This window comes from Acinetobacter sp. LCT-H3 (assembly GCF_001866125.1).
In the GTDB taxonomy this organism is placed as follows: domain Bacteria; phylum Pseudomonadota; class Gammaproteobacteria; order Pseudomonadales; family Moraxellaceae; genus Acinetobacter; species Acinetobacter schindleri.
Window position 1 is genome coordinate 68,283 of record NZ_MODX01000012.1, and the last position, 24,492, is coordinate 92,774.

A 24,492-nucleotide genomic window follows, 5' to 3' on the forward strand; every position below is an offset into this window, starting at 1 on the left:
ATTAACCTCAGATTAAACTACAAGCTGAATATCAAAATCATCTGGTTTAATTTCATTAGATGGTTCCAATACTGGCTTAGGATCAGTTTTTACAGGAACTGTATTATCTATTTCAAATGCAATTCTGCAAGTATGGTCACTTGGTAAAATTGAAATTTTTTTCGCTTTTAAGTCCTGTACGAAGCTAGTTGGGTATGCAAATTCAAAAGGAATATTTGGGATATCAATGTCTTTATAGGCTGGATGTGATGCTGAAGGAAAGTATAAAATCCATGTTCTCAATTTTGTCTCATCATCATAAGCAGACTGATTCTCCTTAATATTATTTAATGTCATTAATCCTTTTTCACAGTGTGCTGATACAACTTGATCAGCTAACCCCAATGCAATATTCCCGCTCATAAAGATAATTTGTATTTTCTTTACTGTATTCTCAATTCTTGGCTGGCTGTCATTGTGGAATATCCAAGCAGGATCAGATTGTCGAAGCAGTAAAGCAATCTGTTCTCCAATTTTTCCCCATCGTGCAATAAAGCGTGCACGGTTATAGTGAGTATTTGTTCTATAGTCAGCATCACCGATCATAATTGCGTTTCTGACTAACTCGAGATCAGGTAATCCTAACTGTTTAGCTTTTTTGATAGCATTTTCACCTTTGAAAAAATCACATGGCGTGGGTTCAGAAGGTTGGATTGATTCTTCATCAAGGAGATTTAAATTCATCTTAAAAGTTATCCTAAAGTAGCGAATGTCTTTTTTATAACATCTTTTGATGTTTTAAAAAAGACATTTTTATAAATGTGTGCTATCTTCACTTACAACTTGATAATAAGAATTTTGGAGAAGAGACGTTGAGTAACTTATTCATTAATCATAAAAATTGTCCTGAATGCGGTGGCCGTATCAAAGGCTATTATTACTACTGTGGGCAGTGTGGTAGTCAAAATGTTGTAAACTGGAAGCACACGGGGATATTTTTGTTGATTGCTGGAAAGATTTTTCTGGTTGCTATGCTTTTTTTGCTAAAAAATTTTGTTCAAATCCATTTTTTTCACAAGTTTCATTGTGCTAATTTTTTAAATAATTCATAGAGGTTGATAGTAAAATGAAAGTTAAAGATTTAATTAAATAATTAGAAGAGTTTGATCTGGAATTAGATGTTTTAATTGCTAATGAAGAGAACAAAATCATTGGCATAAAAACCCTAGCCCGATTCTTTGAAATAAGCTATGTTTCTTTTGTTCATCCAGAGACACAAAGAAATGATATGGAAAGAAATGTTGAATTTACCTTTTTAGGAATGTCGACTAAAGACTCTAGAGTTATTGTTTTTATTGACGTTGTTCCATAATTTTCAAGTAGTCAAAATGAGTATACAATATTCATGTGATGCAAGAAGATACAACTGGATAGGATGGGCCCATAAGTATTTGAAGCTGCCTCGTGTATGATCATGGGGACTGTCCAAACAAACGGCTTTTGAGAGTGCTGCCTGATACGAAAAATAATATCCAAGAGATGCTAGCGGTAAATTTAGTGTAAAATTTAATGCTAGCCATCATTAAAACTTATTTAAAAATATGAAGTTATATCGCACAGATTGGAATATGTTTCCTAAAACGGTTATTGACCGTGGTCTTGGAGATGCAACCTCTCATTACATGTATGAAGCTGCTAAAGCAGGGGATGTTGAAAGTGCGTATATTTTAGCTAAAGATTTAGTTTCGGATGAGGCGATTGCTGAACTAGAAAGAATTATCGATGGTCGGGAAACTATTATAGTACCTGTACATGCTGAGGAAGCAGTCGGTCGTAATATGATTCCTTTAGCTACTTCAGCAGTTATAGCAAAGAAACTTGGGCTTGAAGTTGATACGAATATAGTTCAAGCTATAAAAGTATCAAGAACTGGCGGTGATGGGTGGCATAGATTAGCCAACCCACCAGCATTTGATGGGACAATAAACAATGATAAATGTGTTATTATTGTTGATGATACCCAGACCCAAGGTGGTACTTTTGCAGCATTAAAAGGTCATATTGAAACAACTGGGACGAATAAAGTTATTGGAGCATATGCACTGACGGGTAAACAATACTCATCACAATTAGCTCTAAGTAAAGAAACTCTTCAGCAATTGAGGGATGTATATGGTAATCTTGAAGCATGGTGGAAATCGATTTACGGGTACGATTTCGAAAGGCTCACAGAGTGGGAAGCAAAGTATATCCTCAACTCTCGTAAAACAGCTGACGAAGTCCGAGATAGAATCATTGCGTCAAAACAAACGTGATGCTTATGCACTTATGATGAAAATGAATTAATTATTATTTAATTAAGTTAAAAGACTGCTATATAGCGGTCTTTTTTGTTTTTGAGCTCTACAAATTTTAATGAATACATATAGTTACTTTTATAAAAATGATAATAAAGGGTAGAGGAGGTCATCTAAGAATTTAAAGCACAAGACTTATTTAACATTGATGACAGAAAAAGTGAGTTGTTGGGAACTTAAAGAAGAGGTGGTACTTATAATGGTTACTAAAATACAAATACTTAAAATATTAAATATATAAAACAATATATTACAAATATATATGATGCGTAGTGTACGCATCATATGAATATCGCTTAAATTTGCTATAATTGAATTGAGCAGTGCCATTTGTGGTTAGGTTAAAAATTCATGAGTCTTACTGAAATTAAAGTTCGCCAAGCTCATTGCAAGGAAAAAACTTGTTTTTTATCCGATGAAGATGGACTTAGCCTGAAGATTGAGCCGACTGGAAGAAAATCTTGGTGCTATCGCTATACAGATCCACAAACAAAAAAACGTCGCCGCATTCAGTTGGGGCTTTATCCTGATTTATCGCTGAAAAAGGCACGACAAGTCAAAGATGACTTTAAAGACAATAATTATTGTTTTGAGCATGATACTGTCTCTAATGTCATCACCTTTCGTAAGGTAGGGGAGGAGTGGCTGCAGTTCAAACTGAAAAATGCATTTAATGATTCACCCCGCTGCGGTGTACTACAGTTAGCAGAAAGATGTTTACAGCAAGATATTTATCCAGACCTTCAGGATTTACCTTTTCAAAACATCAAGCGTTATGACCTGGTTTCAGTAATCAAAAAAATAGAGGGACGCCAAGTAAAAGAACCTGTCAAGAAAGCTTGTAGTTATTTGAACCAAATTTATGACTACGCTGTAGCGATGGGTTATTGTGAATTCAACATCGCGCATGGTTTAAATAAAATCGCCATTAACAGTAAAATCAAGAAGAATTATCCGTATTTGAAAGCGGAGGATATATCAGATTTTAAGAAAAATTTATTAAAATTGGATGCCCATCCGATTATTAAAAAAGCACTGCTGTTCAAATTACATACTGGCGTGCGAGGGGCTGAATTGTTATTGGCTGAGCCTCATCATTTTGATTTAAATGAAAAAATCTGGAAAATACCTGCCTTGCATATTAAACAGTTTCGACGAAAAGTCATATTAGGCCATGAGATTCCCGACTTCTTAGTTCCACTTTCAGATCAGGCTTTAGATATTTTAAAAGACGTCATGCAATGGTCATACGGTGAAAAGTACATTTTTGCTAGCCCACGGAAACATAATCAACCGATTCATTTTAATACATTAAATATGGCTATACGTAAGATGGGCTATGGAAAACATCAATTATCCTCTCATGGACTACGTTCCACTTTTAGTACCATTTTGAATGACTCAGGTTTGTTCCAGGATAACTGGATTGAGGCACAACTTTCACATATTGATAAGAACCGTACCCGTGCCAGCTATAATCACGCTGACTATTTAGCCCAGCGGACTGAAATGATGCAGTGGTGGGGTGATTATTTAAGTACTGCTAAGTGAAAATCGTACTTTTATACATAGACTTAAAACATTATGGGGTTTCAAATGGATAGTAAACAATATACTTGCCGTGTTACATGGTCAGCAGAATATAATGAGTATGTTGGGTTGTGTGCTGAGTTTCCATCATTGTCTTGGCTTGATGCGGATCAGTCTAAAGCATTCTCAGGAATAGAGGAGCTCGTTGCTGATGTTGTCGCTGATATGATTAGCAATAATGAAAAAGTTCCTACACCACTCTCCGGGAAAATATAGTAGGCAGTTTGTTGTCCTTGTTCTCAGTGGTTCAACAAAAACTAGCCCTCGAAGCCGCAGAACGTGGCGTGGACATAAATTGTTTAGTATCAGTAAAAAGAGCGATGTAATTTTAGTACGAGTGAGTGATAGAGCAGGAACCTATGCTTCATATATTCAGTAAATGGTATGTTTTTGAATTAATAGGTATTTTTAAATAAAGCTTTCTTTGATTTAGTGCTTTTTATTTAATAAATTAATTTTAAAAACAACTTAGGCTAATTGATAAACACTATCTGGAAAGATTAAAAGAAAATATTTTTTAATTTCTGCTAATTCATTTAAGGCAGGTTCCCTTTCAAGCAGTTGAAATGTCCAAATAAGTACAGCCTGATGATTATCATAGCAAGTATTTACTCCAAGAAAATTAGCCATTCCATAACTTCTATTGATGTTCATTTCTTTAATTAATTGATTTCCTAAGTCACGAGCTTGCTGGCTGATCAATAACTCATTTGGTAACACGGCGGTCATCTCCACAAAATAATCTAATGCAGGTTCAATCCTTATATTTAAAAAGTTATAATTTAGTTGAAATGGATAAAATATACTTTCTATAAGTTGTAATAACCTGCTGTAGGTTAATTTTAGCAAAGTATTACTCAGTCAACAACTTCAAATAACCCACAGCAAGTTATTTTTTGTAAATTAATTTAAATATGATTACTTGTAAGTTATCTAGCCTCATGGGCGATAGAAAAATTTTAAAATTAAGTGAAGTGGTGCATGCAACAGGTATCAATCGCAACACGCTCACAAGTATGTATTATGACCGTGCTGTACGTATTGAATTACCAGTCGCCGATAAGTTGTGTAAGTACTTTAACTGTACGATGAATGATTTGTTTGAGTTTAAGGAAGAAGTTGAAGAAAAAGATTAACTTAATACTTCGTTTGATAAGTTTTTCGAAGAAAAAGACTAGCCAATACTTAGTTTGATAAGTTTTTCTCTGCAGATCTAATATTGAATTTTATAAAATATCATTACAAACAGATACTAATTTCATTACTTCTAAAATGAAATCAATCGAATGGTAGAGTTTTTTTGCTATTTGCATTTTAAGGTGGGATTTTGAGGCCTTGTTGCGCAAACCTACCGATAAGGTCTTATACAGCAATAGCCTACACCTAAATTTATCGTACACCGAATTGGTCATCCTACAATCATGCTTTGATCAATCATGGTAATTTTACAATTTGGTTTGATACTAAGATTCAATGATATTCGCAGTCACAAGGAAAACATGGTCGAAATCAAACTTATTCTGACATAGCCATTCAGTGCTATCTCATGATTAAATCCTTATTTCGTCTTTCTGTATGCATGGTGACTGGCTTTGTCCAAAGCTTGATTAAACTTTGCGGATTAGATTGGACAGCTCTGGATTATTCAACCATTCGCAGAAGACAAAAGCATATTGATATTCAAATTAGCTATGAAAAGAGTTGCAATGGACTGCATCTACTCGTTGATTCCACGGATTTGAAGTTCTTAGGTGAAGGTGAATGGAAACGTAAAAAGCATTAGCCGAAATATCGTCGCCAATGGCGTAAACTTCATATTGGTATAGATACTAAAACCCTGCTAGGTAGAACACTATGGAAAAAATGGTCAGGCTATCATCGCCGAAGTTTGGTCGAAACAAAGATGCACTGCATCAAATTATTAGGCGATAAATTAATGGCAAGAAGCTTTCCTAGTCAGATGAGTGAAATTCATGCTCGCGTAGCAGTCCTCAACAGATTTATGGAATTAGGCCGACCTAATACCCGAGTTGTAACTTAAATTTGAGTTGCTTAGGAAAACTCAATCTTTAAAGGCTTTATGCAACAAAGAACTTCGAAATTGATTTATGGATTATGAGCACCCTAAGGGCTTATAATTCAAAATATTTTCAATTATGGGGTGGTGAATTTTGGATAAGGTGAAAGCAAAAAAAATAGGGTAAGCGGATTAAATGGTTGATCTTACCTTTGCATGAGAGTGAGGCAAACCGGCATCTCATCGGATTATCTGGTTGGCACTCCAACCTACTGCTGATGCATGCTTCCCTCGCTAATTCCAGCAAGAACCCCACACGCCTTAACTTCCCGGTCATCGTTGCAACGCGCTCTTAGTGAAACGAGTTGTTTCTCAAGCGCCTGTAGAGCGGTTATCTGCGAGCGCACATGAGAGATGTGATCATCGAGCAAGGCATTGACAGCGGTACAGGACTGATAAGGGTCGTCCTGATAGCGCTTTAGTTCGTGAATTTCTGCCAGTGACAGATCCAGGATGCGGCAGCGACGAATAAAGGCCAGCCGCTCAACGTGTTTCTCGGTATAGACACGGTAACCGTTCTCCTGCCGACCAGGCGGCGGCAACAAGCCCTGCCGTTCGTAGAAGCGGATCGTCTGTGTATCTACCCCTACTGACTGTGCCAACTGACCAATACGCATCGGGTTCCTCCGCAACGGATTCTCTACGCTATTGACATTATAGCTACTATATAGTTTTAAATGAAAACCCGATCACATTCAAGTGGAGTCATATCATGAGTAAAAACTGCGGAGGCCCCTGTGGCGACCATGCAAGGCCTGCGGCGGATACCGATATGCAGGCCTCCTCCGATGCGTCGGGGGAATGGGTCAGTGTTTATGCCGTGCCGAAGATGGACTGTCCATCAGAAGAGCGCATGATTCGCCTGGCCCTGAACGGCGTTGAGGGGATTCGGGCACTGTCCTTCGACTTGTCGAACCGCCGGTTGAAGGTCGTGCATGACGGTGAGGTCGAGCCCGTCACCTCGAAACTGAAGACCTTGGGGCTAGGCGCCTCGCTTCAGGAAACCGTCGCTGCAAATCCGGAGACCATCAAGGCCGCCGAGTTTTCGGCAGCTTCTGCTAAGCAAGAATCCGGGACCCTGCGCTGGTTGCTCGGCATCAATGCACTTCTGTTCGTGGTGGAAATGACTGCCGGTCTGATCGCCCGGTCCACCGGCCTGATTGGAGAATCCCTGGACAATTTTGCCGATGCGGCGGTGTACGGGCTTGCCCTTTATGCGGTTGGACATAGCGTGAAAATGCAGGTACGTGCCGCGCATCTTGCTGGTGTACTGCAACTGATCTTGGCTGTGGGCGTACTCATAGAGGTGGTGAGACGCTTTGTATTCGGTAGTGAGCCTGAATCGCTGGTGATGATGGCTATCGCATTCGTCGCATTGATTGCCAATACCAGTTGTCTGCTGCTCATATCCAAACATCGGGAGGGCGGGGCGCACATGAAGGCAAGCTGGATATTCTCGGCCAACGACGTGGTGATCAACCTGGGGGTCATCACCGCCGGCGCTCTGGTCGCGTGGACCGGGTCCAATTATCCGGATCTGATTATCGGCACCATCGCGGGGGTAATTGTACTTAACGGTGCTAGACGCATTCTGGCGCTCAAGGATTAAGCAATGTCCATTTTTGGCAAACATCTGTCACCGTACGCTCTGTTGTCCATATCGGGCCTGCTGGCAGCGTCTGATCAGGCCATAAAATGGCTGGTGCAACAATCAATGGCATATGGCGAGTCTATTTCAGTGACCTCATTCTTTAACTGGGTACACGTATGGAATACCGGTGCCGCATTCAGTCTTTTTGCGAATGGTGGAGGCTGGCAGCGCTACTTTTTTATCGGAATCGCGGTAGTGGTCTCGATTTTTCTGATCAAGCTGATCCTTGAAAATCGTCATAAAGGAGAAGCCATCGCTTACAGTCTTATCCTCGGTGGCGCCATGGGCAACCTGATTGACCGGGTCTTTCGCGGCTATGTTGTGGATTCCTTTGATTTCTATTGGCGAGACTGGCATTGGCCGGCCTTCAACCTGGCTGATATTGCAATTGTCCTCGGTGCCTTACTTTTAGTTTCCAGCAGCTTGTTGGGTAAAAAAGCAAACACCAATGCCGAGTCGGATGGATCTGACTGACACCTACGCCTATACAACACCATGACCGAACTTCCCGACAACATCCTTCACCTGCCGCAATACCAAGTACTGGGCTGCAAATCAACCGACGACGAAATGCACTTCCAGGTGGACGTGCCCGATCCCATCGCCTGCGAGGAATGCGGCGTGCAGGGTGAGTTCGTACGGTTCGGCAAGCGTGAAGTTCCCTATCGTGATCTGCCCATCCACGGCAAGCGGGTCACTCTCTGGGTGGTCCGCCGCCGATACACCTGCCGGGCCTGCAAGACAACATTCAGGCCCCAGCTACCGGAGATGGTGGACGGATTCCGTATGACACTGCGGCTGCATGAGTACGTGGAGAAGGAATCCTTCAACCACCCCTACACCTTTGTGGCGGCACAGACCGGCCTGGACGAGAAGACGGTGCGCGACATCTTCAACGCCCGCGCCGAGTTGCTGGGGCGCTGGCACCGCTTCGAGACGCCCCGCATCCTGGGCATTGACGAGCTATACCTGAACAAGCGCTACCGCTGCATTCTGACCAACATTGAGGAGCGAACCCTGCTCGACCTGCTGGCCACCCGCCGCCAGGACGTGGTGACCAACTACCTGATGAAGCTGAAAGACCGGCAGAAGGTCGAGATCGTCAGCATGGACATGTGGAACCCCTACCGGGCAGCGGTCAAGGCTGTGCTGCCCCAGGCCCGTATCGTGGTCGATAAGTTCCATGTGGTGCGCATGGCCAACGATGCCCTAGAGAGAGTGCGCAAGGACCTCAGAAAGGAGCTGAAACCGTCCCAGAGCCGGACTCTCAAGGGAGACCGGAAAATCCTGCTGAAACGCGCTCACGAAGTCTCAGACCGGGAGCGCCTCATCATGGAGACCTGGACAGGCGCGTTCCCGCAACTGCTGGCCGCCTACGAGCACAAGGAGCGCTTCTACGGCATCTGGGACGCCACCACACGGCTCCAGGCAGAAGCCGCTCTGGACGAGTGGATAGCCACCATCCCGAAGGGCCAAAAGGAAGTCTGGAGCGATCTGGTCAGGGCAGTGGGAAACTGGCGCGAAGAGACCATGACCTACTTCGAGACGGACATGCCCGTCACCAACGCTTACACGGAGTCCATCAACCGACTGGCCAAGGACAAGAACCGTGAAGGGCGCGGTTACTCCTTCGAGGTGATGCGGGCACGAATGCTCTACACCACGAAGCACAAGAAGAAGGCACCGACTGCGAAGGTCTCTCCTTTCTACAAGAAAACCATCGGTTACGGACTGCCGGACTTCGCAGAGGAACTCAACTACGGAGTCGATCTATCAACCATCTGAGGGTGGTATCAGATTGATGGGGTGAAGGTGCCCCATCAACCATTAAATCCGTATACCCCATTTTTTGACATATTAGATTTTTGATGTGGGGAAATATTACATTTGAGACTATTTAAAAATTTTATACATCTATAAAAACTATTGATGGCTACAAGCTGATCATTTTATTTAATGAGAATTATTATTATCTTTTTGTATCTTTACTGAGCAATATTCCTTGTTAAACAAAATAAATTCAATGATTTAGTGTTGTTTTTCTAGGTTCTTTTATAGAATTGAAATAGTAAATGATAATAATTATCATTAGTTCTATTTTAACTACAAACTCCCTTGTACTTAAGATGTGTTTCAGGCCTAAAACATTTCGAAAAACAAATTAACTCTTTTGAAAGAGGATATCGACAGATGCATTCACTTGCTAATCGGTTGGCGTTACAACATTTCGTCAATGCATATACGCAAGAAACTGGCAAAGGTCACTTGCTTCATAAAAGTCAGCAATCTCTTCAACTACAGACGTTTAGCCAAGGTTTGACGCTGTTATCAATACCGATTACCTCTATTCAAGCACGTTGCTTTTTCCCTTTATCTTATGTGAGCTGTGTGGGGCGACATCGCTTAGCAGATCTTCCGCAAATTATCATCGATGAAAAAATTAAGGTATTTAGTCCTGTAGCAATTGTTGGGTTGTTGCTAGAAGAACTTGTTCAAGAAGCCGCTGTTCATCTAGATGCTGCTTCATTAGTTGAAAAATGGATTCAAAGTCGAGATGCGCTACAACAGTTTTTACAAAATCGTGAATATGAATTTGATGATTTAGTAAAAGCAGGGCAAAGCTTTATTGAAACAGAGCAAGCTTTGATTTTAGGGCATAGTATGCATCCCGCGCCAAAAAGTAGGACAGGCTTTGTTCATGAAGATTGGTTAAACTTTTCTCCTGAAAATAAAGGTAAGACTCAACTTCATTATTGGCTAGTGCACCAAGATTATATTGCAGAAGGTAGTGCGACTGATGAACCTATTTCAGCGCAATTAAAAACTGCGTTACAGTGGTATTTATCTGAAAGTGATCTCAATTTATTAAAGACACATGCGGAATATAAGTTACTTCCTTTACATCCATGGCAAGCGCGTTATTTACAGGGCAAAGCTTGGTTTGAACGATTAAAGCAAACAGGGCAACTGATTGATTTGGGCTTGCGTGGTTGGCAATTCTCTCCAACCACTTCCATACGCACATTAGCGAGCTTCAATGCACCTTGGATGATGAAGCCGTCACTTTCAGTGATGATTACCAATTCTATTCGAGTGAATTTGGCCAAAGAATGTCATCGTGGTGAATTGACACATCGTCTGTGGCATAGTGAGTTTGGGCAAAATATTCTTAAACAGTGTCCAAGTCTAAAAGCAGTCAATGATCCAGCTTGGATCGCTTTAAAAATCGATGATGAAGTGATCAATGAAAGTATTTGTATTTTCCGAGATCAACCATTCCATCCACAACAACAAGTCACTTGTATCGCATCTTTGTGCCAAGATCATCCGATCAAGCCTTTAAATCGTTTTAATGCCTTATTTGCAAAAATTGCGAAAGCCCATCCTGATGCTGAAGTTTCAGAGATTGCTTCAGATTGGTTTAATCGGTTCCTCGAAGTCAGTTTGCAGCCTTTGATGTATCTATACCATCGTTATGGTATGGCATTTGAGTCACATCAACAAAATGTATTATTAGAACTCGAAAACCATTTTCCTAAAACTTTATGGTTACGTGATAACCAAGGTTTTTATTATATTGAAGAATTTGCCACTGAAATTCTGCAAGCACTTCCTGAACTGAAAGAAAAAGCCTTTGCGGTAGGTCCGAAAGCTTTTGTTGATGAACGTTTTAGTTATTATTTCTTTGGCAATACTTTGTTCGGGATTATTAATGCCATCGGTGCAACAGGCTATATCACTGAAGATGAATTGTTAGCGCATCTAACTGGATTTTTAGAAGAGCAATTACAGCAATATCCTGAGAGTACCTTAATACAAGGACTACTGTTCAATTCAACGCTGCCTTATAAAGGCAACTTGCTGACACGTTTGCATGAATTAGACGAGTTGATCGCACCTGTAGAAAATCAATCTGTTTACGTGCAACTGCCAAATCCACTGCGTATTTCACAGAAGGATGTCAGTTATGCTTGATTTTATTGGAATTGGTCTAGGACCTTTTAATTTAAGTCTTGCTAGTTTGCTACAAAACAAAAGCTCACTCGATTACGTATTTTTTGAGCAAAAGGCGCAATTTGATTGGCATGCAGGTATGCAACTACCTAATACGGTATTACAAGTGCCATTTATGGCAGATTTAGTCTCGATGGTTGATCCAACCAGTCCATTTAGTTTTTTGAATTATCTGCGTCATCAGCAACGTTTGTATAAGTTTTACTTTTTAGAGCAGCCACATATTCCACGTTGTGAATACAACCACTATTGCCAATGGGTTGCAGAACAACTTGATTGTATCGAATACCAGTCGCAGGTTCTAAAGATTGAACCTCAAACGATAGGTTTTAAAGTAGTCGTTGAATCAAACGGTGTTCAGCAAAGTTATTTATGCCGTCATTTAGTGATTGGAAGTGGTAATGTGCCATATTTGCCTGAATGTTTGGCAAAGATTCAGAAAGTCCGTCCACAACAATGTCTGCATTCAGCACAGTATATGACGCATGCCGATACAGATTTACATGGCGATGTGGTCGTACTTGGTTCTGGACAATCTGCAGCTGAAGTGTTTATCGACTTATTTGATGAACAGCAAGATACTGTTAATCATCAGTTTGATTTGCATTGGTTTACTCGTTCTCAAGGTTTCTTCCCGATGGAGTATGCGCCATTAGGTTTGGAACATTTTAGTCCAGATTATGCACAGCATTTTTATGATTTGACTGCGCAGCAAAAGGAACAGCAGTTAAAGCAACAAGCCTTGTTATACAAGGGAATTAGTGCAAAAACCATTCGGGAAATTTATCAAAGACTTTATCACCGCAGTATTGCAGGTCAAAGCTTACAGACACATTTACATAGTCAATGTGATTTGAAAGATGCAGAAGCATTGGATACACAAAAAATCCGACTGCATTTCCAGCATCGTGCTACAGCTCAGTCTTTTCATCTCGACTGTGATTTTCTTGTAGCCGCGACGGGTTATTTCACACCTGATTTTGGTTTTATGCAGTTGCTCAAGCCATACATCGAGTTTGATCATAAACAGCGTTGGCAGATTACAGACGACTATCGTGTTGTACATCGGCTGAATGGTCATATTTTTGTTCAAAATCAGGAAATGCATAGTCATGGTGTCGGCACACCTGATTTAGGTCTTGGTGCTTATCGTGCAGCAAAGATCATTAATCAATTGCTTGCTGAGCCTCTTTATGAATTAGGCAATCAAGCGCAGACATTCCAACACTTTAATCTCTCTCAAAATCCAAAAATTTGTATGGCAGATGACAAAGCACAATCAAACGAGTGCCTTTGCGAAAATTCTCCCAATAAAAACCATTCAATTTTCAAGAAAACAGAACAGAACGTGATGACGGCGCATCCTAATCGTCGTGGTGCAAACACACATACACAAACTGCTTCTGTACATTCAACATATGAGAAACTGATATGAACTTTGCAACTTTAAAAATTAATCAGCAGCAATGGCGTGCCGCAGGACAACGTCTTATTGAAATGGCGATTGCAGAGTTTCTATACGAAGAAATTATTGAAGTTAAAGCATTGTCAGCAGGGCGTTATCGTTTAGATTTAGGCAATCGTCAGTATGAGTTTCAAGGAAATCAATATCTACTCGGACACTGGAATATTCAGGTAGCTTCGGTACGTGATGTGACTCATAGTCAGGAAAATGATCAACCTGCTTGGAACTTACATGAGTTTATTGTCGCAATGTCTGACAGTTCTAATGTTAAGCCATTTACCAAAGCGTATTTGATCAAAGAAATGAATAATACTTGGCTGGCAGAAGCACATTTGTTCAATGAAACACGTTTGCCAAGTATAGCGGTTTTGACAGAGCCACATTACAAAGTTGAAGGCATGCTACGTGGTCATCCTTGGCTCATCATGAGTAAAGGGCGTATGGGTTTTGGTTATGATGATTATTTAAGCGCTGCACCAGAGCTTTCACCTGAAGTTAAAGTGTTGTGGTTAGCCGTACATCGTGATTTAGCAGAGTATCGAAGTACTGAAGATTGGAGTGCCTGCGGTTTATATCAACATGAATTTGATGCCAATGAACTACAGCAGTTCATCAATATTCTCCAAGAAAAAAACCTAGATCCACAAAATTACTTTTTGATTCCCTTACATGCTTGGCAATGGCATCAATGGCTTGTTCCGACTTATGCCAATGAGATTGTGGATCAGAAAATTATTGAGTTAAATATCAGCCAAGATAGCTATGTGCCGATGCAATCAATCCGCACATTATGCAATACGTCAAACCTACAACGCCATTACATTAAGTTGCCTGTCAGTATTTTTAATACCGCTGTTTATCGTGGATTACCCTCAAAGCGTAATCTAGCAGCTCCAGCAGTGACCGCATGGTTAAAAAGAATTCATCAACAAGATCAAGACTTACAAAATACAGGTGTGATTTTCTTAGGTGAAGTTGCGACTTTAACTATCCATCAGCCGTGTTTTGACCGCATTGACGGTGCACCGTATCAATTTAAAGAGCTGTTCGGTTGTTTATGGCGTGAAAGTGTTGATCGTTATGTTGATCCATCTCATCAAGTGTTATCTCAAGCAGCATTGTTACACCGTGATATTTCAGGTCAATCGATCCTGAGCGTGTTGATCCAAGCATCAGGTTTAAGTCCTTTGGATTGGTTAGCACAATTTGCTCAAGTAAGCATGAGTCCATTATTACTTTGCTTATATCGTTATGGTTTAGCATTTTCACCACACGGTGAGAACACAATGTTGGTACATGAAAATGGTGTGCCGAAAGCCATGGTATTAAAAGATTTCATTGATGACATCAATTTAGTGGATGAGGATTTTCCTGAGTTAGCTCAGTTACCATCTGAAGCAGATTTATTACTCCGTCATGAAGCGACTGATCTAAGCCATTTTATTTTCACAGGTCTGTTCATGGTGCATTACCGCTATATCTGTAATGTGTTCTTGCAAGACTATCCTGAATATTCTGAGCTTGATTTCTGGCAGACCATTTCCAACACGATTGTTGAATTTAACCAAAAACACCCAGAACTGGCTGAACGTGCTGATAAATTCGCCATGCTGCGTCCAAGTTACACCAAAATTTGTTTAAACCGTGTACGTCTATTTACCACAAGTTATAACGATGAAGCAGAACGTCCTGTTCCTGTCTTCCTTGATCCTATTGCAAATCCAGTTAGCCCAGAAACATTGAAAACATGGGCAGAACAACCTCGCCAAGCAAAAGCGGGCTAATTTTATTCGTCATTTTATAGGTTCGATATGAAAACAATCTCTCAGCAATTACCAGATTATTTTGAATACTTTGAAGATGGTACACAGTACTACTTACGCCAAGTGCAATATCCTCAGGATATTCCTTTATTACATCAATGGATGCATGAGCCACATGTAATTCCTCAGTGGCAGTTAAATAAATCGGAACTAGAGTTACAAGTTTACTTCGACAAAATGTTAGCAGATGACCATCACCGCTTATTAATCGTCGGAATTGATGGCAAAGATGTGGGCTATACCGAAATTTATGAAGGTAAACGAGATCGTTTAGGCCGTTATTACGATGGTGATGACAATGATCTCGGTTGGCATCTCCTGTTTGGTGACAAATCTGTGTTTGGCAAAGGCTTCTTGCGACCAACCATTCGGTTACTCAGTTTTTACATTTTTGAACATTCGAAAGCTAAAAAAATTGTGGGTGAGCCAGATCATACCGTTAAACCTTATGCAGCAGTGGTGGCAGAACTTTGTTATGAAAGCCAACGGTTAATACCGATGCCTGAAAAAACAGCGATGTTGTACTACTGCTTCCGAGAAACTTTTTATCACAAGTTTGGGGAATATTACCAAACATCACAACAACAGCTAGCAGATCAGCCAGCCAAATTCCTGAGTGTTACATGAGCTTATATATCAATGAAATGCATATCTTAGACATGCGCTTTGCGGCGAATGTCTCTGTTGCAGAATTTGAACAATGGTTAGCACGGATTCAGCACTATTTCGAACATCAGCGAAATTTTGTGTTGATCATGCAAACCGATGCAAATACAGAATTTCCGGAGGAATATAGAGCAATCCAAGGCAAATGGTATAAGCAATATAAACAAGATTTTTACCAATATTGTTTGGGTTTTGCTCGTATTGCTCAAGATGAAGAAGATCGTATTCGATTGGATACACCAGCTCTGCACAAAGCTTGGCATGTTCCATATTTTGTGAGCGTAGATAAAGCTGAAGCCACACAATGGGCTTTGCAGAGGTATTTATGAATCAAAATTCATTAAATATTCAGAAAGTCTCAGCCTTGAGCCTGAGTGTCGTGGTGGTTTTATATCTCGCGCATGCCTTACCACTGTATTTTTATAATGTGGCCTTACCTGCGATTCTGCGTCATCAAGGCGTAGATTTACGTTGGATTGGCATGTTGTCGCTGCTCTATATTCCTTGGGCATTCAAGTTTTTTTGGGCACCACTAATTGATCGTTTTTATTTCAAAAAACTCGGTAAACGTAAAACTTGGCTTTTGTTTACGCAAATAGCTTTGGTGTTGGGGGTCGTTGCTTTGGCACTTACCCAATTCGATTACGGTCTTGGTGTATTTGTTATTGTCGGTTTATGGATTTCAACTTTTGCTGCAACTCAAGATATCGCAATTGATGGCTATACGGTCGAAACCTTTTCAGAATCTGAGTATCGACTAGGCAGTATGGCGCAAAGTATAGGTGTTGCGCTTGGCAGTATGGTTGGTGGAGCAGCAACTTTATGGCTGTATGAGCTTTATGGTTGGCAAACTGCACTGATTTCCTTAGCCGCTATGACAGCATTGACGATGTTGGCTATTTTCCAGATTAAAGAAAAATCAAATGTAGAGAAAATCTCAAAACAGCCGCCAAGTCTGATCCGTGCATTTAAACGTCCAGAAATGTTATGGGCATTAGCCTTGATCGTATGTTATCGAATTGTCGAAGCACCGGCTATGGCGATGCTGAATCCGATGCTGATTGATCAGAAATGGTCGTTGTCACAAATCGGCGTGCTGATGTCTGTAATAGGTGCAGGGATTGGATTATTAGCCGCTGTTTCAGCTGCATTTTTATTAAAAAAAATAGCCGCAACACAATTGCTGATCTGGGCTGGTTGGGCACGCAGTTTGGTTTACGCCTTGTTGGGTGTTGCAGTTTTACTCAGTTGGTTGAATCAATGGCATTTACTTCTTGGTGGCTTTGTCATTGTCATTCTTGCCATCCGCTATATCGCAATGACAGCCTTATATGCACATTTCATGCAGACCAGCTCCAAAGAACAAGCTGGTACTGATTTTACGATTTTAGTTTGCTTCGAACTATTGGTTTATTTTATTGGCGGTGCAGTCTCAGGTTTCTTAGCCAAAGCATTTGGTTATGGAAACTTCTATCTCATTCTCGCAGTTTCATCTGTTTTAAGCGTGTTGCTTAGTCAACTGCTTATTCGCAAAGCAAAACAAACGCAACAACTCATCTAGGGGTCATTTATGAAAGTTCGTTCACTTTCGACATCATTAACACTGCTCAGCTTGGCGATCAGTACGCAACTTTATGCTCAAAATGTCGAGCAGACTTCAACCGTAAATCAACTGGCACCGATTGTTATGACAGCAACTCGCTCAGCTCAAAGTATCGCTGAGATTGCGGGAACTGTTTACAGTATTAGCGAAGAAGACATTGCAAAACAAGCTGCTGCTGGTAAAAGTACCGCAGATATTTTAGGACTGTTGGTTCCATCTTTAACACCAAGTTCAGGTACGACCAGTAACTATGGGATGACCATGCGTGGTCGTACAGTGCAATATATGATTGATGGTGTTCCGCAAACGGGCTCACGCGATAGTTCACGCCAATTAAATAGCATTAGCCCAGACATGATCGAACGTGTTGAAGTCGTGTCAGGTGCAAGTAGTATTTATGGTGCAGGTGCTACAGGTGGGATCATCAATATCATCACCAAAAGAGGTTCGGGTGATGGTGTAAATTTTGAAACCAAACTCGGCGTTACTTCAGGTGATAATTTCAAAAGTGATGCTTTAGCTTATGAAGCGTTTCAGTCTGCATCATTTAACCAAGGGGATTGGAGTGGTTTTATAGGTGCTAGCTATACACAACGCGGTGAAATTCAAGATAGTCGAGGTGATCGTGTAGGTCCAGAAGTTGCACAAACAGATCGTCAAGATACTGAAACTGTAGATGTGAATGGTCGTTTAAGCTGGCAGTTGGCAGATAAGCAAAAATTAAGTATCGGTGCGCAATACTATAACGATGAGCAGGACAGTGAATATGGCGCTGATTATGGTCCAGGCTTATCTGTTTTACTTCTAGGGGCAAAACCTAGTCAAAAAGCTGTAAAAGGTTTAGAGCTTGATACTCAACCACGTACTAAGCGCAGTGCAGTAAATGCACAATATGAAAATCAGGATTTTCTTGGTCAGACTTTAAATGCAGAGGCGTATTATCGTACTGAAAAAGGGCGATTCTTCCCAAGTGCAAATGCTTTAGCACATGCATCCATTCCAGGTGGAAGAAGATTTATTGTTACCCAATCAGAAACAGATATTGATGTTTTTGGTGCTCGTTTAGCACTTCAAAGTAAACTCAATCTGGCAGAACGTGCATTAAATCTAACTTATGGTGTGGATTACGATAAGGAAAATGGCAAACAAACAGCACAACTTTATGATCTAAATACTTTTATCAGTAGTAATGGTCTAAAGTTTAAGCCCCTAAATAATTATGCTTTTGGTCCTGAGGTAGATACTGAAAAGCTTGGTTTCTTCTTACAAAGTCAATTTGAAGCAACTGATCGCTTAAATCTACAAGCAGGTATTCGTCATGAGCGCATCGATAGTGATGTTAAAGACTCAGTTCCATATTCTGAAGCAATGGTTGCCGATTTCGTTCCAACATACCAAGCTAAAACCTTAAAAGGTGGTTCAGTTAAGCATGATGCAACACTCTTTAATGTAGGCGCACTTTATCATTTAACTGATGCACAACAGGTGTTTGCAAATTTCTCGCAAGGTGCAAATTTACCTGATGTACAACGTATGCTAAGAGATGTCCCTGCAAACTTTGTCGTAAGTAACCAAACAATTGATCCAATCAAAGTAAATAGTTTTGAGCTGGGCTGGCGTCTACAAGATGATGCGTTAAGCACAGGGATCACTGCGTTCTATAACAAATCTGATAAGTCATTGAAATTTGGTCCTCCAAGTTTTGCAATTGAAGTTATTGATACAGATGAACGCGTGTATGGTATTGAAGGTAATGTCAAATATACCGTTTCAGATGATTGGAATGTAGGTGGGACTTTAGCTTATACACGTGGTCAGTTCAAAGACTCAAATGGTAAATGGCAAGAGTTAGATGCAATTCGTGTAGCACCTTTGAAAGCAACGGTTTATTCAGACTGGCAATTCAATGATGGTTTAGGTTTACGAGTACAAGCTTTGGCTATTGATGGTACGGATGAAGCACGTAAAGATGCGATTGCGAATGGTAGTACTCGTCCTCCAGCAGAAATCAAAGGTTTTGCAGTGATGGATGTGATTGCCAATGCAAAAGCAGGTCCAGGAACTTTAGGTTTTGGTGTATATAACGTGTGGAATACGGACTATAAGTCTGTTTATAGCCAAGCAGTTTCAACGGTTTACGGCGATATTTCGAGCTTGGCTGCTCAAGGTCGTACCTATGGTTTGAGCTACACTCTCAAGTACTAATCTTATCCAGAAGGCATCTTTTAGATGCCTTTTCTTTTGATGAATACTACCTATGCAACAAAATTTTAAATTATTGGCTTGGGCAACTCTAGCCAACGGTACTTGTTTTTCAATGATTTTACCTTTACTTGCCCCATTAATTCGTGAGCTTGGCTTAACAGAAGTACAGGGCGGAGTAATTGTTTCAGCGGGTGCAATTTGTATGGCGATTGCATCTATTCTGATTGCCAGAGGGGAAAAAATACAGACTCCTTATCAATTAATGAATTATGGTTTCTTGGGCATGACCATTACTTGGGCTATATTTACAGCGATTCTTTATTGGGGAATACAACAAACATTACCCGTAATGATAGTTTTTGCTTTGTTGGTGATTAGTCGAGCAAGTACTGGTGGTTTTATGGCTATGCCACAAATAGGTCTACAAAGTTATGTCATGCAACATGTCACAGAGGAACAACAACGCAGTCAAAAAATGGCAATGTATGGTGCGATGAATAGTTTAGGTATGATCGTCGGCCCATTTCTAACTTCAGTGTTATTGTTCGGTGGAATTTTATTGCCAATGTGGATTGCAGTTATTTTATTGGTGATTTTTAGTTTGATTATCACAATGTATTTTAAACATGATGAGGGTAAACAAAACACAATATTGGATCAAAAACAGCCTGTAAAAATAGAGCATTCATTTTCATTAAAACCAGCTATTCCTTGGCTTATTTTAGGATTTACTACCTATATGGCTATCGTGACGCTCAATATGACGGCAGGTTTTTATATTCAAGACCATTTTCATTTAAGCTCACAACAAAGTGCGATTTATTTTTCCCAATGTATGCTCATTGTTGGTTTTAGCTTAGTGATTACTCAGATCCTGATTGTAAAAGTACTTCATTTAAAACTGAAAGCTTTGGTATTGGTGGGTACGTTTAGCATGGTTATTGGACTCATCCTATCTTTAAGTGCAATCCATATTTGGATGTTTCAAATAAGTTATTTATTTTATGGGGTCGGAGTGGCAAGCCTTTTGCCTGCATTTACCACAGGGGCGGCTCAATCTGTTACGCAAGCTGCTCAAGTCAAAATGGCAAGTATTTGTACAGCTACTCAAGCGATTGGTCACATTGTGGCGCCTTTACTGAGCACTTTTCTATATCAGTTCGGCATTCACTTACCTTTTTATTTACTCTTAATATTGATGGTCACAGTGGCGGTCTACTTGTTGATCATATCCTATTCAAATCAGAATACGATGATAAGCAATAAGGTTAACTCCTAAATCAAATATGCTTGAAAGAGGCTTTGTTGCACAAACCTATCTGTAAAGGCTTTTTCAGCGATATAATTTTCAAATGAAGAAGCCTACACACAAAATCTACCGCACAACCAATTGGCCCGCATATAACCGAGCACTCATTAATCGCGGAAATATTGCCCTTTGGTTTGATCCTGCTACGCAATGGTATGCTCCATCAAAAGGCAAACAAGGGCGAAATCAAACCTACTCCGACGCAGCCATCCAATGCTGCTTAATGATTAAATCCTTATTCCGTCTATCTTTACGTATGGTCACTGGCTTTGTGCAAAGTCTGATTAAACTTTGCGGATTAAATTGGACCGCACCAGATTACAGTACGCTTTGTAGAAGACAAAAGCATATTGATATTGTAATCAGCTACCAAAAAAGTAGCGATGGGCTGCATCTACTCATGGACTCTACAGGCATGAAGTTTCTAGGTGAGGTCGAATGGAAGCGCAAGAAACATGGACCTGAATATCGTCGCCAATGGCGTAAACTACATATTGGTATAGATGCCAAAACCCTGCAAATACGAGCAGTTCAGCTTACAACCAATAATGTCAGTGATTCACAGGTGCTTGGTGATTTACTTGATCAGATTCCACAAGATGAGCGGATTAACTCTGTTTATACCGATGGAGCTTATGACACCAAGCAATGCCGTCAGGTCATTGCAGATCGGCAAGCGCATGCGGTGATTCCACCTAGAAAAAATGCGAAACCATGGAAAGATACAAAGAGTAGCTCGCTAGAGCGAAATGAATTACTTCGANTTCGAACAGTTAAACGTTTAGGCAGGACACTATGGAAAAAATGGTCAGGCTATCATCGGCGAAGTTGGTTGAAACTAAGATGCACTGCATTAAATTATTAGGAGATAAACTCAGCGCAAGGAGTTTTGATAGCCAAGTGAATGAAATTCATGCACGTGTAGCAGTCCTCAACAGATTTACGGAATCAGGTCGACCATTTACCCAAGTTACGCCTTAAATTTGGCTCAATTAGGGGCGCTTTGCATTTCAAATCTTTGTGCAACAAAGCCCTTTGAAAGCGTAAAACTTTCATTGAGAACAACAATGGGTATAGACAGGGACAGTACGAGTTGAGGTGAAACAATAATATTAGTTGTTTTTTAGTTGAACCTTTTTTTGTCAATCGAATTGTTTTTAGTTCAAACATGATGAAGTTTATGAATTAAAATTTAATTCAACATATCATATTTGATCTAATTAAAGGATAGTACTTTAACTTATTGAAATCAGGTGAGTGCAAGGGATATATGAAGTTATTGTTTGGTATACTTCGCTTAACATAATCAATATTATACGAAATCAGTGTGTTAGAACCCATTTAAAGTGTCTATATTCTCACCAATAAAAATGTCTGGTTTATGATGGTTTTTATCACCATGGACTGGATATAAAATATAGATGCTGATCACTATGTCGGATAAAGAACTTAAACGATTGTCGGTTTTGCAGGAAATCTGCGATCAACGCATAACTCAATCCCAGGCTGCTCAGCTACTTCTACTTCATATTTCAGAATGTCAGGTCAGACGCTTACTGCAGAAATACAAAGTTCAAGGTCCAGCTGCATTAGCCCATACGGGTCGTGGCCAAACCAGCAATTCCAGGCTTTCTGAAGAACTCAGACTCAAGTGCCTCAATATTGTTTCTGATCAACTGCATGGTTTCGGACCAACCTTGGCGCATGAAAAGCTTATTCAACAGGAGTTATGGTTCATTCTGACCAAGGCAGTCAGTACTGTAGTCGTGCTTTTAGAGCGCTATTATTGACGAATAACTGTATTCAAAGTATGTCACGCAGTCTTGCGCAGTACACTGCTCATGTTGGGACAATGCAGTGACTGAAAGCTTCTTTCATACATTGAAAGGTCATGTAATCCATGGCAGTGTGTTTGCCACTCGAAAAGAAGCGAATGCTGTCTTGTTTGACTATATCGAGATTTATTACAATCGAATCAGAATACATTCTGCAAATGGCTGGTTAAGTCCTGAAGCCTTTGAACAAAAATATTGTAAGAATTTAGAGGGATCGAATGTCCACAATACTGTCTAGGATCAGATAAAGGATTCTGCATCTGAAAAAAGGCCTTTAGCTTAATTCTGAGCTTCGACTAATGACAAAATATAAGACTTCTACCTCTGAAAATTATAAAAAATCAATTTTTTTGATTTTTAAAGAATGAGGATATAGTATTTGTAAAATTACTTAGCTGCTTAAAACTTAATTCTAATTGGTTAATAGGTGAAAAATGAAATTAGCAGAAGCTCTCTTACTTCGAAGTGATCAACAAAAAAAAATTATTTCACTAAAACAACGTATCAATGCAAATGTATTGGTACAAGATGGTGATAAACCATCTGAAGATCCAAATGAACTACTAAAACAAGTATTTGCTTTAATTCAAGAATTTCAAAAATTAAGTTATGCAATTCATGAAACTAATGCTTTAACAAAATTAAATGATGGTCGTTCTTTACTTGCTTTATTGACTTTGCGTGATAAATTTGTAGAACAGCACAAAACCCTAACTGCAGCAATAAGTAATACATCTCGTGAATCTGATCGTTATAGTACGCGGGAAATAAAGTGGCATAAAGTTATTCCAGTTTCATCACTACAAAAACAAGCTGATGATATTAGTCTTAAATTACGTGATTTAAATGTGGTGATTCAGTCGAGTAATTGGAAAATTGATTTGATTGATGCCTAATAGTCCTTTAGATATAATCAAGTTGAACATACTGGGCGAGTACAAGATCCCTTACTTCCACAACATAGGATTGTAAATAAAGTGTAGTGGCTTGCAAAGCAAGTGGATAAGCTTAAAATTTTAAGTACAAATCAATCCATCACTTGGCATAACTCAAATCTTTGTGCGAACAAAGTTACATGTTACTTATAACTACCATGTACTGACAGTATGTTCACCTCAATTACTAAAAATAAAGAAATGAGCAAGCACCAGCTCAACTACATTTCTATTTTTAATTCGGTTCGGCTTTGTTGCATAACGAGCTGAAAGACAGATTTTGAAAACAGCAGATTCAAATCACAAGTTGAACCGTACCGGGTTCGTCGGAGACTTTTTTATTTAAGTTAGGCCACCTGACCTAACGGGTTAATCTTATCATAGTACATTGCTTCAAACTCAAAAGGCGATACATAACCCAGTGCACTGTGTACACGCTTTTTATTGAACCAATCTACCCAGTTTAGTGTCGCAAGTTGTACATCTGCTAAACCTTGCCAATCTGCTTTTAGATATTCAATCACCTCTGTTTTGTATAAGCCATTCACCGTTTCAGCCAAAGCATTATCGTATGAATCACCAGTCGTACCGACTGATGCTCGTAAATTCGCTGCTTCTAAACGATTGGTATAGCGAATGGAAAGATATTGCACACCTCTGTCGGAATGATGAATCACATTCTTTGGCATGCCTCGATCATGCAATGCTTGCTCTAATGCATCGAGCACCCTATCTGTATTCATTCGTCTAGATACTTTCCAGCCAACAATTGCTCGTGAGAACACATCAATAATAAAGGCGGTATAGACCCAGCCTGAATTTGTTTGAATATACGTGAAGTCAGCGACCNAAAGTCACTGACCCACAGTTGGTCAGGATGATCAGCAGTAAAATTACGTTTCACTAAATCATCTGCCCGTTTTTGGTCATCTCGGTTACGGGTGGTTTGTTTGTTCTTACCTCGCCAAACACCTTGTATACCT

The 24,492-nt window shown here is 40.1% G+C and carries 19 protein-coding genes and 5 pseudogenes; 20 read left to right on the forward strand and 4 right to left on the reverse strand.

Features of this window, described 5'->3' with window-relative positions; all coding sequences use genetic code 11:
- Positions 1-12: 12 nt before the first annotated feature.
- On the reverse strand, positions 13-723 hold the full coding sequence (locus BK820_RS08310) for a hypothetical protein (protein ID WP_001052588.1): 711 nt from the start codon (positions 721-723) through the stop codon (positions 13-15).
- 884 nt (positions 724-1,607) lie between these two features.
- Here BK820_RS08310 and BK820_RS08315 point away from each other — a divergent pair.
- From BK820_RS08315 to BK820_RS08325, 3 genes are all read left to right on the forward strand, one after another.
- Positions 1,608-2,294 carry a phosphoribosyltransferase gene (locus BK820_RS08315; protein ID WP_000484193.1) on the forward strand — a complete coding sequence of 229 codons (687 nt, stop codon included), beginning with the start codon at positions 1,608-1,610 and terminating at the stop codon, positions 2,292-2,294.
- A gap of 393 nt (positions 2,295-2,687) precedes the next feature.
- The gene (locus tag BK820_RS08320; RefSeq protein WP_000059658.1) at positions 2,688-3,887 is read left to right on the forward strand and encodes a tyrosine-type recombinase/integrase; all 1,200 of its coding nucleotides are present in this window, start codon (positions 2,688-2,690) and stop codon (positions 3,885-3,887) included.
- A gap of 33 nt (positions 3,888-3,920) precedes the next feature.
- Entirely contained in the window at positions 3,921-4,142 is a 222-nt protein-coding gene (locus BK820_RS08325; RefSeq protein ID WP_001986288.1) for a hypothetical protein, read from the forward strand.
- A gap of 252 nt (positions 4,143-4,394) precedes the next feature.
- Here BK820_RS08325 and BK820_RS08330 read toward each other — a convergent pair whose 3' ends face one another.
- Positions 4,395-4,646 carry a hypothetical protein gene (locus tag BK820_RS08330; protein WP_004658363.1) on the reverse strand — a complete coding sequence of 84 codons (252 nt, stop codon included), beginning with the start codon at positions 4,644-4,646 and terminating at the stop codon, positions 4,395-4,397.
- Between the two features lie 194 nt (positions 4,647-4,840).
- Here BK820_RS08330 and BK820_RS08335 point away from each other — a divergent pair, with 194 nt between their 5' ends.
- The gene (locus BK820_RS08335; protein ID WP_004658364.1) at positions 4,841-5,062 is read left to right on the forward strand and encodes a helix-turn-helix domain-containing protein; all 222 of its coding nucleotides are present in this window, start codon (positions 4,841-4,843) and stop codon (positions 5,060-5,062) included.
- 251 nt (positions 5,063-5,313) lie between these two features.
- Positions 5,314-5,967 (forward strand): annotated as a pseudogene (locus BK820_RS08340) (IS5 family transposase).
- 245 nt (positions 5,968-6,212) lie between these two features.
- Here the strand turns inward: BK820_RS08340 and cadR are convergent.
- Positions 6,213-6,620: a Cd(II)/Pb(II)-responsive transcriptional regulator gene (gene cadR, locus BK820_RS08345; RefSeq protein ID WP_004726831.1), complete on the reverse strand. Its 408-nt coding sequence runs from the start codon at positions 6,618-6,620 to the stop codon at positions 6,213-6,215.
- Positions 6,621-6,715: 95 nt separating this feature from the next.
- On the opposite strand from cadR, the gene BK820_RS08350 reads away from it, so the two are divergent.
- The 15 genes and pseudogenes from BK820_RS08350 (at position 6,716) to BK820_RS08415 (ending at position 23,470) form a co-directional block, all read left to right on the forward strand.
- Entirely contained in the window at positions 6,716-7,612 is an 897-nt protein-coding gene (locus tag BK820_RS08350) for a cation efflux transmembrane domain-containing protein (RefSeq protein WP_004781121.1), read from the forward strand.
- A 60-nt stretch (positions 7,613-7,672) separates the two neighbouring features.
- Positions 7,673-8,128, forward strand: a complete 456-nt coding sequence (gene lspA / locus BK820_RS08355) for a signal peptidase II (protein ID WP_227541509.1) — start codon at positions 7,673-7,675, stop codon at positions 8,126-8,128.
- A gap of 21 nt (positions 8,129-8,149) precedes the next feature.
- Positions 8,150-9,439, forward strand: a complete 1,290-nt coding sequence (locus BK820_RS08360) for an ISL3-like element ISPpu12 family transposase (RefSeq protein WP_071320623.1) — start codon at positions 8,150-8,152, stop codon at positions 9,437-9,439.
- Positions 9,440-9,844: 405 nt separating this feature from the next.
- Positions 9,845-11,629, forward strand: coding sequence for an acinetoferrin biosynthesis protein AcbA (gene acbA / locus BK820_RS08365; protein WP_004781124.1), 1,785 nt, complete (start codon positions 9,845-9,847; stop codon positions 11,627-11,629).
- A complete protein-coding gene (gene acbB, locus BK820_RS08370; protein ID WP_004781126.1) occupies positions 11,622-13,103 on the forward strand; it encodes an acinetoferrin biosynthesis monooxygenase AcbB in 1,482 nt (493 codons plus the stop codon). Before acbA ends, acbB begins: the two co-directional genes overlap by 8 nt.
- A complete protein-coding gene (acbC, locus tag BK820_RS08375; protein ID WP_071320624.1) occupies positions 13,100-14,917 on the forward strand; it encodes an acinetoferrin biosynthesis protein AcbC in 1,818 nt (605 codons plus the stop codon). The genes acbB and acbC overlap by 4 nt, the downstream gene beginning before the upstream one ends.
- Before the next feature lie 27 nt (positions 14,918-14,944).
- On the forward strand, positions 14,945-15,583 hold the full coding sequence (acbD, locus tag BK820_RS08380) for an acinetoferrin biosynthesis acetyltransferase AcbD (RefSeq protein WP_004639035.1): 639 nt from the start codon (positions 14,945-14,947) through the stop codon (positions 15,581-15,583).
- Positions 15,580-15,951, forward strand: coding sequence for a protein ActB (actB, locus tag BK820_RS08385; protein ID WP_004281762.1), 372 nt, complete (start codon positions 15,580-15,582; stop codon positions 15,949-15,951). Before acbD ends, actB begins: the two co-directional genes overlap by 4 nt.
- Positions 15,948-17,183, forward strand: a complete 1,236-nt coding sequence (locus tag BK820_RS08390) for an MFS transporter (protein WP_004683789.1) — start codon at positions 15,948-15,950, stop codon at positions 17,181-17,183. The genes actB and BK820_RS08390 overlap by 4 nt, the downstream gene beginning before the upstream one ends.
- Positions 17,184-17,192: 9 nt before the next feature.
- A complete protein-coding gene (locus BK820_RS08395; protein ID WP_071320625.1) occupies positions 17,193-19,430 on the forward strand; it encodes a TonB-dependent receptor in 2,238 nt (745 codons plus the stop codon).
- 52 nt (positions 19,431-19,482) lie between these two features.
- Positions 19,483-20,709, forward strand: coding sequence for a putative acinetoferrin export transporter ActD (actD, locus tag BK820_RS08400; RefSeq protein ID WP_004781038.1), 1,227 nt, complete (start codon positions 19,483-19,485; stop codon positions 20,707-20,709).
- 73 nt (positions 20,710-20,782) lie between these two features.
- Positions 20,783-21,720: pseudogene (locus tag BK820_RS08405) on the forward strand (IS5 family transposase).
- A 452-nt stretch (positions 21,721-22,172) separates the two neighbouring features.
- Positions 22,173-22,454, forward strand: a pseudogene (locus BK820_RS08410) (helix-turn-helix domain-containing protein); the annotation flags it as partial.
- A pseudogene (locus BK820_RS15145) lies at positions 22,448-22,812 on the forward strand (IS3 family transposase); the annotation flags it as partial. The pseudogenes BK820_RS08410 and BK820_RS15145, both read left to right, overlap by 7 nt.
- 196 nt (positions 22,813-23,008) lie before the next feature.
- A complete protein-coding gene (locus BK820_RS08415; RefSeq protein ID WP_071320626.1) occupies positions 23,009-23,470 on the forward strand; it encodes a DIP1984 family protein in 462 nt (153 codons plus the stop codon).
- Positions 23,471-23,856: 386 nt separating this feature from the next.
- On the opposite strand, the pseudogene BK820_RS15150 reads toward BK820_RS08415, so the two are convergent.
- Positions 23,857-24,492: pseudogene (locus BK820_RS15150) on the reverse strand (IS3 family transposase); the annotation flags it as partial.

Excerpts from the sequence above, each read along its gene's own strand:
- actD (WP_004781038.1), top strand. The coding sequence starts at position 19,483 with ATGCAACAAAATTTTAAATTATTGGCTTGGGCAACTCTAGCCAACGGT.
- BK820_RS08415 (WP_071320626.1), top strand. The coding sequence starts at position 23,009 with ATGAAATTAGCAGAAGCTCTCTTACTTCGAAGTGATCAACAAAAAAAA.
- BK820_RS08310 (WP_001052588.1), bottom strand. The coding sequence starts at position 723 with ATGAATTTAAATCTCCTTGATGAAGAATCAATCCAACCTTCTGAACCC.
- acbC (WP_071320624.1), top strand. The coding sequence starts at position 13,100 with ATGAACTTTGCAACTTTAAAAATTAATCAGCAGCAATGGCGTGCCGCA.
- BK820_RS08325 (WP_001986288.1), top strand. The coding sequence starts at position 3,921 with ATGGGGTTTCAAATGGATAGTAAACAATATACTTGCCGTGTTACATGG.
- cadR (WP_004726831.1), bottom strand. The coding sequence starts at position 6,620 with ATGCGTATTGGTCAGTTGGCACAGTCAGTAGGGGTAGATACACAGACG.
- BK820_RS08320 (WP_000059658.1), top strand. The coding sequence starts at position 2,688 with ATGAGTCTTACTGAAATTAAAGTTCGCCAAGCTCATTGCAAGGAAAAA.
- acbB (WP_004781126.1), top strand. The coding sequence starts at position 11,622 with ATGCTTGATTTTATTGGAATTGGTCTAGGACCTTTTAATTTAAGTCTT.
- BK820_RS08360 (WP_071320623.1), top strand. The coding sequence starts at position 8,150 with ATGACCGAACTTCCCGACAACATCCTTCACCTGCCGCAATACCAAGTA.
- BK820_RS08390 (WP_004683789.1), top strand. The coding sequence starts at position 15,948 with ATGAATCAAAATTCATTAAATATTCAGAAAGTCTCAGCCTTGAGCCTG.
- acbD (WP_004639035.1), top strand. The coding sequence starts at position 14,945 with ATGAAAACAATCTCTCAGCAATTACCAGATTATTTTGAATACTTTGAA.
- BK820_RS08315 (WP_000484193.1), top strand. The coding sequence starts at position 1,608 with ATGTTTCCTAAAACGGTTATTGACCGTGGTCTTGGAGATGCAACCTCT.
- BK820_RS08350 (WP_004781121.1), top strand. The coding sequence starts at position 6,716 with ATGAGTAAAAACTGCGGAGGCCCCTGTGGCGACCATGCAAGGCCTGCG.
- actB (WP_004281762.1), top strand. The coding sequence starts at position 15,580 with ATGAGCTTATATATCAATGAAATGCATATCTTAGACATGCGCTTTGCG.
- BK820_RS08395 (WP_071320625.1), top strand. The coding sequence starts at position 17,193 with ATGAAAGTTCGTTCACTTTCGACATCATTAACACTGCTCAGCTTGGCG.
- BK820_RS08335 (WP_004658364.1), top strand. The coding sequence starts at position 4,841 with ATGATTACTTGTAAGTTATCTAGCCTCATGGGCGATAGAAAAATTTTA.
- acbA (WP_004781124.1), top strand. The coding sequence starts at position 9,845 with ATGCATTCACTTGCTAATCGGTTGGCGTTACAACATTTCGTCAATGCA.